8 protein-coding genes are annotated in these 12,007 nt (G+C 62.5%); 4 read left to right on the top strand and 4 right to left on the bottom strand.

What is annotated here, in order from left to right; all coding sequences use genetic code 11:
* Positions 1–4: 4 nt before the first annotated feature.
* Positions 5–1,207 (bottom strand): trans-sulfuration enzyme family protein, encoded by a 1,203-nt coding sequence (locus ACPQ6D_RS16895; RefSeq protein ID WP_423225524.1) that lies wholly within the window; start codon positions 1,205–1,207, stop codon positions 5–7.
* Positions 1,208–1,424: 217 nt separating this feature from the next.
* Here ACPQ6D_RS16895 and ACPQ6D_RS16890 point away from each other — a divergent pair, with 217 nt between their 5' ends.
* From ACPQ6D_RS16890 to ACPQ6D_RS16875, 4 genes are all read left to right on the top strand, one after another.
* On the top strand, positions 1,425–2,741 hold the full coding sequence (locus ACPQ6D_RS16890; RefSeq protein ID WP_423225523.1) for an ATP-binding protein: 1,317 nt from the start codon (positions 1,425–1,427) through the stop codon (positions 2,739–2,741).
* Positions 2,742–2,791: 50 nt separating this feature from the next.
* Positions 2,792–3,913, top strand: coding sequence for a DegT/DnrJ/EryC1/StrS family aminotransferase (locus ACPQ6D_RS16885; RefSeq protein ID WP_423225522.1), 1,122 nt, complete (start codon positions 2,792–2,794; stop codon positions 3,911–3,913).
* 68 nt (positions 3,914–3,981) lie between these two features.
* Positions 3,982–5,016 carry a glycosyltransferase family 2 protein gene (locus ACPQ6D_RS16880; RefSeq protein ID WP_423225521.1) on the top strand — a complete coding sequence of 345 codons (1,035 nt, stop codon included), beginning with the start codon at positions 3,982–3,984 and terminating at the stop codon, positions 5,014–5,016.
* Positions 5,013–6,281 (top strand): glycosyltransferase, encoded by a 1,269-nt coding sequence (locus ACPQ6D_RS16875; protein ID WP_423225520.1) that lies wholly within the window; start codon positions 5,013–5,015, stop codon positions 6,279–6,281. The genes ACPQ6D_RS16880 and ACPQ6D_RS16875 overlap by 4 nt, the downstream gene beginning before the upstream one ends.
* Here the strand turns inward: ACPQ6D_RS16875 and ACPQ6D_RS16870 are convergent.
* The 3 genes from ACPQ6D_RS16870 to ACPQ6D_RS16860 form a co-directional block, all read right to left on the bottom strand.
* On the bottom strand, positions 6,268–7,434 hold the full coding sequence (locus ACPQ6D_RS16870; protein ID WP_423225519.1) for a low temperature requirement protein A: 1,167 nt from the start codon (positions 7,432–7,434) through the stop codon (positions 6,268–6,270). The two genes, ACPQ6D_RS16875 and ACPQ6D_RS16870, sit on opposite strands and share 14 nt — an antisense overlap.
* A gap of 140 nt (positions 7,435–7,574) precedes the next feature.
* A complete protein-coding gene (locus ACPQ6D_RS16865) occupies positions 7,575–10,064 on the bottom strand; it encodes an alpha/beta fold hydrolase (RefSeq protein ID WP_423225518.1) in 2,490 nt (829 codons plus the stop codon).
* 125 nt (positions 10,065–10,189) lie between these two features.
* Entirely contained in the window at positions 10,190–11,458 is a 1,269-nt protein-coding gene (locus tag ACPQ6D_RS16860) for a hypothetical protein (RefSeq protein WP_423225517.1), read from the bottom strand.
* Positions 11,459–12,007 lie beyond the last annotated feature (549 nt).

Below are 12,007 nucleotides of genomic sequence, written 5' to 3'. Positions count from 1 at the left end.
GCGGTTAGATGCGGTCGAATGCCTGCTCCAGATCGGCCATGAGGTCTTCGACGTCTTCGATCCCAAGCGCCAGGCGCACCAGGTTGTCTTTGATGCCAACCTGGAGGCGTTCTTCGGTTGACAACTCGTAGTACGACATCAACGCCGGCTGTTCGATCAACGTCTCGACGCCGCCCAGGCTGGGCGCGATCAACGGCAGGCGCACCGCGTCAATCAACCGGCTGGCCGTCTCCAGGTCGCCGCGCACCTCAAAAGTGACCACGCCGCCAAAACCGTCCATCTGCGTCGCGGCCACAGCGTGGTCAGGGTGCGAGGGCAGGCCGGGATACCAAACGCGCGCGACTTTGGGATGGCCTTCCAAAAAGCGCGCGATGCGCAGGCCATTTTCATTCTGCCGGTTGACGCGCAGGGCCAACGTTTTCAGACCGCGTCCGAGCAAGAAGGCATTCTGCGGATCACACACCGGGCCTAACATCCACAACTGCTGACGCAGGTGCGCGATCAAGGCGCCGCTGCCGCAGACGACGCCGGCCAGGAGATCGTTGTGCCCACCCAGATATTTCGTCGCCGAGTGAATGACCAGGTCAATCCCGTGCGCGAGAGGCCGCTGGTTGATCGGCGTGCCGAAGGTGGAATCAATCACAGTCTTGACCTGCCGCCGCCGACCGATCTCAGCGAGCCGCGGTAGATCGAGAACCCGCAGGTAAGGGTTGGTCGGCGATTCTGAGACGATCAAACGTGTGGATGGGCGGATGGCCGCCTCCACGCCAGCGTAATCGCCCATGGGCACCACGGTCGCCTCGATGGCGAAGCGTTTGAGAAAATTGAGGCAAAACTGCCGCGTCCGCCGGTAGGCGTCATCGGTAATCACCAGGTGCGCGCCGCTGGAGAGAAGCGATAGGAGTACCGTGGTCATCGCCGCCATCCCAGAAGCAAACAGGAGCGCCTCCTCAGCGCCTTCGAGAGCCGCCAGTTTGGCTTCCACCGCGCTGACCGTGGGATTGCCGTAGCGGCCGTACTCCGTGCGCTGCCGGCTGCCGCCCCACATGCGCTCTTCCATGAAATCGCTCAGATCGGCGGTATCGGCAAACGTGTAGGTGGCGGTTTGCACAATGGGTGTGGTCAGCGCGTGGTACGGCTGTGGCCGCGCCCCGCCGGCATGCACCGCCTGCGTGGACGGGCCAGGACGGTTCTCTTTTTTCGGCATAGGTCTCCTTGGCAACGTAATGACAGCTCGTAGTGTAGCACAAACCCCGATGGCCGCCAATTCAAAAACCCCTTTTTCGTCAAAGTTGCCTGTCGTCGAATATTGACTATAATACGCCCTGCGGTGTCGTTCAGACCAGCCGGCGCGTGCGGCGAATGAAGCAAGCCGCTGGTCGTCATCATTGTTGATCCTGGTTGCATCGAAGAAAGGCACCATCGTGCGCAATCCGTATATCGTGGGTGGTTGGGTCAAGGGCGCGTCCCATTATGGCCGGCGCGGCCTGATTTCTCATCTGCTCGATGGCCCGAACAACGCGCTGTGGGCCGTGGGCACGCGACGCATGGGCAAGACATCGCTGCTGCGCCAGATTGAAGCGCTGACCCTGACGCACTCACAGTATGTGCCGCTGTTCGTGGACCTGCAGGGGATCAGCACGCGCGCCGAGTTGAATCGGGAACTTTACTATGCGCTGGAGGAAGCGGCCGATCGTTTCGAACCGCACGGTGTGGATGTCGCAGCGCTCAGAGCGGCGGATGAAATCACATTGCTGCGCGCCATGCGGCGTCAATTACTGGCCGCGAACCGCGTCTTGCTGCTGCTGATTGACGAGGCTGAAGCCCTGGTCACCATCGGGAAAATGGATCCCGCACTGCTGCAGCAGCTGCGCAAGAACTTCCTGATTGGCGCCGGCCTGCGTGTGATCATGGTCTCCACCAAGATCCTGCTGCAGCTCAATGATCAGGACGCCGCGTGGGACACATCGCCCTTCCTGAACGGCTTTGCGCCCCGCAACTTGACCGGGCTTGATCCCGTGGCCGCGGAAATGCTGATTCGCCAGTCGCAATCGCCGACGCCGGTCACGGTGAGCGACCAGACGATTGACGCCATTCGGGCGGAGGCTGGCGATCATCCGTATCTCGTGCAGATGATTTGCCAACGGCTGTGGCAAGAAGATAACAGCCTGCGTGAGTTGACGCCAGCCGACTTGATCGTGGATGACATGCTGGCCGGGTTCTTTCAACATGACTTTCGCTACCTGAGCGCCGGCGAGCGACGCATCTTGTTGGCGGTCAGCCAGGCAGGGCTTTTGAGCGAAACCGCCGTGCGTGAAGCCACGGGACTGTCAGAACCAGAATCGGCCGGCTTTGTCTTCGGCCTGGTCAAGCTCGGTTACCTGCGCGTCATTCACAATCAACTGGCCGTAGGCAACCAACTGCTCGATGCCTGGCTAAAGCAGAACCGTGCGCGCCTGGAACAACAGATCAGCAGCGCCATCTCCGACGGCAGCAGTCAGCAGATTCTGCAAGCAGGCCGGCGTGAGGAAATGCAGCTCTTGCAGGATCAACTGACTCTGCTGCGCAGCAACCTGGCCGAGTTGGAGCTGCAGCGCGTCCAGTTTGGCATCCAGGTGCCGCTCAGCCTGATCAACAGCATCAATCTGACCCGCCGCGACATCGGACGCCTGGAAGACCAGTTGGCCCACCTGGCGGACGGCCTGGCCAGCCCACATACCAGTTATATGCCTGCGCGCTAGAGACTGAACCAACCATACGATACCAAACATGTAGAGGGAAGAACGATTTTATGGAATCCGCTGCACGACAGGACGCCATTTCAATGGTGGACCTGAAAGCACAATATCGCACGATCAAGCCCGAGATTGATGCCGCGATTGAGCGAGTCGTCAACAATACCAGCTTCATCATGGGGCCGGAAGTGACCGGGTTTGAACAGGCTTTCACCCAGGTAAGCAACGCGTGTTTCAGCGTCGGCGTCGCCTCCGGCACCGCCGCCCTGCACCTGGCCCTGTTGGCCTGCGGCATCGGTCGCGGCGACGAAGTCATCACAACCCCATTTACGTTTTTTGCCACCGGCGAGGCCATCTCCCAGGCTGGCGCGACGCCGGTTTTTGTGGATATTCAGCCTGACACGTATAACCTGGACCCCGAACTAATCGAGCGAGCGATCACACCGCGCACAAAGGCCATCATGCCCGTGCACCTGTACGGACAGGCGGCCGAGATGGATGAGATTCTCGATATTGCCAAGCGCCACAACCTGCGTGTGATCGAGGACGCTGCGCAGGCGCATGCGGCCGAGTATCGCGGGCGCCGCGCCGGCAGCATGAGCGATCTGGCTTGCTTCAGCTTCTATCCCAGCAAGAACCTGGGCTGCTATGGCGACGGCGGCATGGTCACAGGCAACGACGAGACCCTGATCAAACGGGTGCGCAAACTACGCGACCACGGCCGCATGAGCAAGTATGAGCACGACGAGCTGGGCTGGGGCTACCGCCTGGACGCGCTGCAGGCCGCCATTTTGGGCGCTAAGCTGCCGCACCTGGAAGCCTGGACCGAAGCGCGGCGCAGTCACGCGGCGCGCTACAATGAACTCCTGGCCGGCAGCGACATCGTGACGCCCGCCGCACGACCGTACAATCGCCATGTCTACCACTGCTACGTCGTGCGCACACCGCGGCGCGATGAGCTGGCCGCCCATCTGACCCAAGCCGGCATCGGCGTGGTCATTCATTATCCCCTCCCGCTGCATCTGCAGCCGGCCTACCGCGAGCTGGGCTACGGCCCTGGCAGTCTGCCGGTGAGCGAAGCCTGCGCGCAGCAGGTCATTTCGCTGCCCATGTACCCGGAATTGACGGATGTCCAGATCGAACGGGTCACGTCTGCGGTCAAGGCGTTCGTCGGCTGAAGAGGGCGCAAAGTGCAAAGCGGGGAGCGCGCGGTGCTCACAGTTGAAGGCAAAACGCTGACGTGGTAATGCTCAGTCAAACGGTTTCGGTTCTCGTGCCAGCGCGCAATGAGGCAGAGAATATCCCGCTGCTGCTGGCGAAAGTGGCAAAAGCCTTCAGCGCGCTGGGGCTGGACGGTCGCGCCGAACTGGTGTTAATTGATGATGGCTCGACCGACGGCACCGGCGATGTGGCGGCCAGCCAAATCATCGCTTACCCCTTCCTGCGCTTGATCCGTCACCGCCGCAACCTGGGCTTGACGGCCGCGCTGCGCACCGGCTTTCGTGCGGTGACCGGCGACTTGATCATCTTCCTCCCGGCCGACCTGGAGTCGGACCCGGAGGAAGATATCCCCAAGCTGTTGTCCAGGCTGGCAGAAGGCTACGACGTGGTCGCAGGCTGGCGCCAGGGGCGCGCCGACGGCAAGAATTTTGCATCCGGCATCTACAACACCGTCTCGCGGCGTCTGTTCAACGTGCAAGCGCACGACATGAACTGGATCAAGGCCTTTCGCCGTGAAGTGCTGCTCACCTTGCCTCCCTTGCGCTCAGACTGGCACCGCTTCCTGCTCATGATTGCCGGCCAGCAGGGCTATCGCATTGGCGAAGTCGCAACCAACTGGTATCCGCGCCGCGCGGGCCGCTCCAAGTACGGCTTCAGCCGCATCCCCATCAGCCTGCTCGATGTCCTCGTGGTCAAATTCCTGCTCACCTTCAGCCAGGCGCCGATGCGCTTCTTCGGCGGATTGGGCCTGGCGGCGCTGGGGTTGAGCGCGATCACGGCGATCTACCTGCTCCTGCTCTACGTCCTGACCCAGACCCAGCAGCGCCCGATTTTCTGGGCGGCCGGCGGGCTGGCGTTGGCGGGTCTGCTGCTCATCCTGGTCGGCTTCATCGCCGAGTTGATCGTCAGCCAGGGCGAACAAATCAAAGAGATGGAATGGCGGCTCGACGCGTTCATGGCTGAAGCCGGCTACGGCGAAAAATCCGGTTTCTTGCAGAAACCTGGTTTCCCCACCGATGAGGCTGCCGTCATCGAAAAATCGGCCCCCAGGTCGTCATGAAAATTGGCGTTCTCACCCACAACTTTCCCCGTTTCCAGGGCGACTTCAGCGGCTCGTTCGTGGAGGCTCTCTGTCGTGAGCTGGCGCGCCAGGGCGCGGACGTCACCGTGGTGGCGCCGTTCGATCCGGCGTATCGCCGCACGCCAGCCGACCTGGGCGGCATCCAGCTGCACACCTACCGTTACGCCTGGCCGGACGCCGCGCATCGCCTGGGTTACATGCGCTCCATGCGCGCAGACCTGGCGATGAAGGGTGAAGCCTACACCCTGGGCGCGCTGCTCTTCACGGCCGGTAAGGCCGCGGTGGAGCGCTGGATCGCCGGGGCGCGGCCAGACGTGCTGCATGCGCATTGGGTGCTCCCCAACGGCTACCTGGCCGCAGGCGCGGCCGCCCGGCGGAGCATTCCCCTGGTCGTCTCCATCCCCGGCTCGGATGCCCTGGTGGCTGGACAGAATCCCCTGTTCAAGCGTATGGCGCGCCAGGCCTTTGCCACGGCCGGCCTCATCACCGCCAACAGCGCGGATCTGCGCGAGGTTGCGGTGCACGACCTGGGCGCGGACCCAGCCAAGTTCGAGCTGATCATCTACGGCGTGGACCCGCAGGCGCTGCGGCCTGACCCGCCGGCCGGCGCGGCCTTGCGTCAGCGCCTGGGCCTGGCAGCCGACAGTTTCGTGCTGCTGGGCGTCGGGCGCATGGTGCCCAAGAAAGGCTTCGATTCCATCATCCAGGCGATGCCGCTGTTCAGCGGCGCGCATGGCGGTGCGGCCGTGGCGCCGCGCGTGGACCTGGTGCTGGTCGGTAATGGCGATTATCGCGTAACGTGGGAAAACCTGGCGCGCGCCCTGGGCGTTGAGGCCAACGTCCATTTTGTCGGCAATGTGCCCTACGATCAGATGGGCGCGTACTACAATCTGGCCGATGTCTTCGTCATGCCGTCGGTGACACAGCCGGTGGACGGGCTGAATGTCTGCGTGCTCGACGCCATGGCCTGCGCCAAGCCGATCGTCGCCACGGTGGTGGCCGGCAACCCCCTGGTAGTGACAGATGGCGACAACGGTTTCCTGGTGCATGAACGCTCGCCCGGCAGCCTGGCGGCCGCGGTGACGCGCCTGATCGAAGAGCCGGCCCTGCGCCTGGCGCAAGGCGCCCGCAGTCGTCAGCGCATCGAGCAGGAGTTTGCCTGGGAGCACCTGGCCCGCCGCTACCTGAGCCACTTTGAGCGTTTGAGAGGCAACACAGCGCGCCGTCTGCTCAGCCAGGTTTAGCCCGAGGCCGTCGTAGATTCAACGCCACCCCGGCCACGAACACAAGCAAGATGACGAGCAGGAAAGGCAGAGAGAGCACACCACGACTGACCACCAGCCACGACGCCAGCGCAGCGACCCCCAAAAACCGCCAACCGGATCGCGTCTTGTTTTCTGTCATGTCATCCTGGCGCGCAGTGACTCTGTCCATGGTTCCCAGGAAAAGGCAGAACAGCACGACCGCGATGCCAAGCAGCAGCCGATACTTATCCTCCAGCGGTTCGCCACTCGGGTGCAAGAGGATCTTTTTGACCGCCACGCCAAACGTCGTGAGCGAGAGCGTGAGCGGCAGGTGAGAGTAAATCCAGACATAGGTCTCAAGGCCGCGATGCTGCACCCGCGAGCCGCCGATATCGTCGAAATAGAGCCACCACAGGGCTGCAGCCAGCCCCACAGCAACCAATCCCAGCAGCACGAGATCTATCGTCAATTGCGTGCCGGCCAATCCATCAATGACCTTGACAAAGGACTCACCCAGGACGATGAGGGTGAAGACGCCGTAGCGCTCAGCCACATGCTCCACATCCGGTGGAAAGCGCGCCTGCCAGCGTCGCATGGCGGGTGAAAGGGGAGTAGCAAACTCGACGATCAAACCGGCTGCCCAAAGACCATAACGCGCGGGCGCTGGAACAAACGCCGACACCAACCAAAGCGCCGCGCCGAGACTGAAACCGAGGGCATAACCGGCTGCCAGCGGACGCGCGGCTGGCACCGCCAGCGCGGCACGTACATAAAGCAGCACCAGAATGAAGCGCGCGATGACGTAGGCAAAAACGAATTGTTGATAGAGGTCGCCGAACACACCATCAATGCTCAGGGCCAATGCCGCAATACTGGCCATTTGGGCGAACAGCAGCAGGCGATGCCATACGTCATCCACCACAAAGCGGGTCACGAAAAAGGTGATGCCGGTCCACGCCCACCAGATCGGAATGAACAGAGCGGCAAACTTGACGAACCCCAACAGCGAAACATCCTTACTGAGTAGATTGCCCAGCTGGATGGCCGTCGCAACGTACACGAGATCGTAGAACAACTCGATCCACGTGACCTTGCGTTCCTCGTGATGTTGCGTGTGGCCCGGAATGTTGTAAAACCAGTCGCGATTCAGCATCGTCTTTTCATCTCCGCTGACCACTGCCCACCGGCAGCGGGTATTTTGTAGGGATGAAGGTATGACGTTTCAAGGCCCGCACATCTGTAGAATTGCTTCCCTTTGACGACGCACTTCGGTCATCGCTCAAGGATCAACGCCTACTCGGCCTGATCCACCAACAGACGCCGCAGCACCTTGCCCACGAAGCTCTTGGGCAGGTCCTGGCGAAATTCGATCAGCGCCGGCACCATGGCTTCTTCCATGCGCGCGCGGCAGTACGCGATGACCTCCTCCACCGACGCGGTCTCACCTTCGCGCAGGACAATGAACGCCTTGGGTGTGCGCCCAATCGGCACCACCACAGCCTCCTTGATCTTCGGATGCTCGTAGAGCACCTCTTCGATTTCACGTGGGAAGATGGGGTTGCGCATGGCATCGTCCGCATACCAGATTTCCTGGCGGCGATTGACGATCTCGAAGTAGCCGTCCTCATCCATGCGCGCCAGGTCGCCCGTACGCAGCCATGTCATCCCGGCGCCGTCGGTGATCAGCGTTTCCGCGGTGGCCTGCGGCAGATTCCAATAGCCGGCCATTACCTGCGGCCCGCGCACAAGCAGCTCGCCCACCTCGCCGGGCGGCAAATCCTCGCCCGTCTGCAGGTCGGTGATGCGCGCCTCGGTGTTGGGCAAGGGCACGCCAATCGTGCCCACACGCCGCTGACCCTTGAACGGATTCGCATGCGTGACCGGCGCGGCTTCGGTCAACCCGTAGCCTTCGATCAGACGCCCTTTGGTCAGCTTCTCGAATTCCTCAGCCACTTCCACCGGCAGCGGCGCGGCGCCGCTGATACAGAATTTCACCGACGAGATGTTGTAGCGACGCACGTTGGGCGCGTTGTTGATCGCCACGTACATGGCCGGGACGCCTGGAAACGCCGTGGGGCGATCGCGTTTGATCGCCTTGAGCACCTGGCTGACCTCGAAGGTAGGCTGCAGGATCAACGTGGCGCCCAGCGCAATCGGCACGTGCATGGCCGTGGTCATGCCATAGATGTGCGAAAAGGGCAGCACGCACAGGAAAGACTCCTTGCCATCGCGCATATCGCTCAGCCAATGGCGCGTTTGCAGCGTGTTCGCCACCAGGCTGGCGTGCGTGAGCATGACGCCTTTGGGCGTTGACGTCGTGCCGCCAGTGTACTGGATGACGGCCAGGTCGTGCGGTTCCACGGCGATATCAGGCCGCTGCGGCGAGGTGCCGCGCATCAAGTCGCCCCAATGCAGGAAGGCGGCGGGAATGTCATCGCCCACCGCGCGAAAGCGCACGCCGTAGAGGGCCTTGCGCCACAGGCTAAAATAGTCGTCGGTGCGCGTCTCGATCACGCGCTCAATCTGGCTCCCTGCGGCCAGGTGCACCGCCACGCTGCGCAGCCGGTCCAGGCAGATCAGCACGCGCGCGCCGCTGTCGCGCGCCTGGCGCAGCAATTCCTCTTGGTCGAAGAGAGGATTGCAGGCCACCACCACGGCGCCGGCCTTCAGCGCGCCGTAGAAGGCGATGACGGCCTGCGGCAGATTGGGCAGCAGGAGCATGACGCGGTCGCCGCGCTGCACACCCAGTCCGGTCAAGGCGGTCGCGCAGCGGTTGGCATGGCGTTCCAGGCGCCGATAGGTCAGATTGGCGCCGCCCAACGGAAAGCGCACGGCGGTTTTCAACGGAAAGCGCCGCGCCGATCGTTCCAGGAAGCGGTACAGCGGCCGCTCCGGCAGCGACACGGTGTAGGGGACGCCTTCATCGTAGAAACGCAGCCAGGGCCGCGTGGGATAACGTCCCCGCGTGCTGGACATGGGCCGGCTGATGACGCGCGGCGTTGACCGGCCGGCTGGCGCAACGACCGGTTCGGCCAAGAAGCGCTCAATCGCGCGGTTGACAGCCTCGGCGCGCTCGATCATGACCATGTGCGCGGAAGCCGGCACCTTGACCTGCTGCGCACCGGGGATGAGCGCGGGCACCTCGGCGAAGGCCGCCGTCGGAAACAGGCGGTCACGATAGCCGCTGATGACCAGCGTGGGTGTTTGGATCTTGGGAAAGACAAGCGCGCCGTTCCAGCGCGTTAAGGCGTTGTCATACAGTGTTTTGGCGACGTGCGGCGGAGCCGACAGCGTACGCCGCGCAACGCGCCAGAGCGGCGCCAACCAGGCAGCGGGCAATTTGAAGGGCAGGCGCGCCCAGCGGTTGAGTTGAAATGCGGACGCAGTGCCGATCAACACCAGGCGCTCCACGCGTTCGGGATGATTGGCCGCATACTGGGCCGCAATCGCGCCGCCGAAGGAATGGCTCAAGAGGATGAACCGCTCTGGTAGGCGCAGCCGCGCAACGAGGGTTTCGAGATCCTGCTGAATCTCCTCCATCGTATACTGGGAGGCCGGCTTGTCCGATTGACCGTGGCCGCGCAGGTCATAGGCGATGACGCGCGCCTCATGGCTGAAGTGGCTCAGTTGGCGCGCCCACTGACTGGCCTGACCGCCAAAACCGTGAATGAAAAGCAGCGTGCGCTTGGGCTGCTCCGGTGCGATTTCAATGACGCTCAGCGCCACCGGCGGCCTGTTTTGCACACGCACATCGGTTCGATAGAGTTCGACATCAATCTGCATAGACATGAATCCCAAAAACAAGACCCGTTTTCGATGCACGAAAACGGGTCTTGCCCGTTACTCAACGCGAGCTGAGACTACAAAGGTTGAACCTTCGATTCGTTACCGGGGCCTCAGTCGTTTGCTCAGCGTGTACGCTTGCGAGCCGCCCAAGCCAGGCCAGCCACGGCGGCCGCGGCCGGGATGGCCCACGGGAGCGCGGCCAATGGCGCGGCGGGGTTGGCAGTGACAGAGGTCAGGTTGATGGCCGTCGGCGTATCGGGCGTGCAGGCGGTGACGGAAGCGTTGTCCAGTTCCCACCACCAGGCCCAACTGGCGTTGCCATAGTGCCAGCGAATCTTGACATCATTCTGGCCGTCGCCGGGCATGGCCGTGTCGTAAAGACGTGGGCCGCGTGCACTGGCCGTCCAGGTGTGTACGTTGGTCCATGTGGTCCCACCATCGGTGCTGGCGTCCACAGCGGCATAGTCGCCCAGGGCATAGTAGTCCAGGTTGAAGACGACGTGAGGGGCCACCAGGCCGGTCAGATCCACGTTCGGCGTCCACAGCTCGGTGTCCATGTAACTACCGCTGCCGCAGTAGTCGCTGTCCGCAATGGCAAACGCGCCGGTGCCGCCAGTCAGGTTGCCGCGCGCATTGCTGTCAACGTTCGTCCAGACAGGCGATGCACTGGCGTTGGTGCAGCTGCCGCCGTTGTTGGCCACAGCCCAACCGGCCGGCGGGAACGCGCCTTCGAAGCCCTGCGTGAAGACAGTCACCTCATGGTAGCCAATCTCGCAGCGCAGGGGCGGCGGCGGCGGCTCGCCAATCAAGATGTAGTCATAGCGGATGTTGCCGGTGGAGGCGCCCGTTGATACGGCGCCAAACTCCAGGGTCACGTTCGTGTTAGCATAGGCGGCCAGCGAGTAGGTCGCCTCGGCCCAATTCGGGAACGTATCGTTGGCCTGCGTCAGGTTGAGCGTCCAGACGGTGGTGCCGTTGACCTTCAGGTAGGCGTAGTCATCGGGCGTCGGGTCATCTGGATCCGGGCGGTAGGCCATATAGTGGAAATGCAGCGTGTTGTCTGCGGCCGGAACCGCGATGGCGGCCTGCGACACGGATGACGTGGTCGCTACGCCGCTGCAATAGCCGCCAGCCCAGAAGTCTATCGAGCCATCGAACGCAGCCGCGCCCCAAACACCACTCCAGTCGCCAATCCACTCACAGGTGGAATTGGTGACTTCGGTCCAGGCGGATCCGGGCGGCGGGCCGTTTTCAAAGCTGCCGTCATTGACCAACGCATGGGGGTTGGCAGGCGGGCGGGTGACGATCACGGGATGCGCCGGCAAGATGGCGGCGGTGCGAGAGAGACCATTGGCGGTCGGCGGGTTGGCCTTGCTGGCCGATACCGCCACGACGAGGCCGAAAGAGAGTAGTTACCAGGAAAACATACAGGATTACCTTGCGCATTGTAGACGATCCTTCCTACGTGAGTTGTGATCGAACGAAACAGAGTCAAGGAACCGGCGGAACCTGGTCAACAGCCTCAAAAATGACGAGGTTTCTGTCGAAGAAGGTGGTCGGAACACAAAAACACGCGTTTGTTTGGCTTTATGCCTCCTTCCCGGGGAGAATCGCGGGCCAGCTTGCGCGGCGGCTAATGCGCTCAGAACAGAGAATTCGCTCATTGCGAAACGCCGGTCCTTTGTGTGGTCCGCGCCTTGCGGGCAGGCTCACACAGAATCGAGGGTGGAAGATTAATCGAGGAGACTCACGAACGACTAGATTCATTGTAGCGCACATGCCAGAGCCTGTCAAGCAGCAAAATCTGCTGGGGTGCATTTCAGTTTGGGGGTGGGTCCGACGTCGAACGATTGAAGCTTCGTCGTGAGCGGCTCGACCGAGCGTTCGACAGGCTCACCGCACGGGGCCTGAGCTTGTCGAAGGCCGCTGCAACCACCTCC

Origin of the sequence: Candidatus Amarolinea aalborgensis, from assembly GCF_900491745.1 — a bacterium.
GTDB lineage: Bacteria > Chloroflexota > Anaerolineae > SSC4 > Amarolineaceae > Amarolinea > Amarolinea aalborgensis.
The sequence above is the reverse complement of the archived record's forward strand: the minus strand, read 5'-3'. Positions and strand labels throughout refer to the sequence as shown.

Bases quoted from the DNA above. Each gene is read 5' to 3' on its own strand.
- ACPQ6D_RS16895 (WP_423225524.1), bottom strand. From the start codon at position 1,207: ATGCCGAAAAAAGAGAACCGTCCTGGCCCGTCCACGCAGGCGGTGCAT.
- ACPQ6D_RS16885 (WP_423225522.1), top strand. From the start codon at position 2,792: ATGGAATCCGCTGCACGACAGGACGCCATTTCAATGGTGGACCTGAAA.
- ACPQ6D_RS16880 (WP_423225521.1), top strand. From the start codon at position 3,982: ATGCTCAGTCAAACGGTTTCGGTTCTCGTGCCAGCGCGCAATGAGGCA.
- ACPQ6D_RS16875 (WP_423225520.1), top strand. From the start codon at position 5,013: ATGAAAATTGGCGTTCTCACCCACAACTTTCCCCGTTTCCAGGGCGAC.
- ACPQ6D_RS16870 (WP_423225519.1), bottom strand. From the start codon at position 7,434: ATGCTGAATCGCGACTGGTTTTACAACATTCCGGGCCACACGCAACAT.
- ACPQ6D_RS16865 (WP_423225518.1), bottom strand. From the start codon at position 10,064: ATGCAGATTGATGTCGAACTCTATCGAACCGATGTGCGTGTGCAAAAC.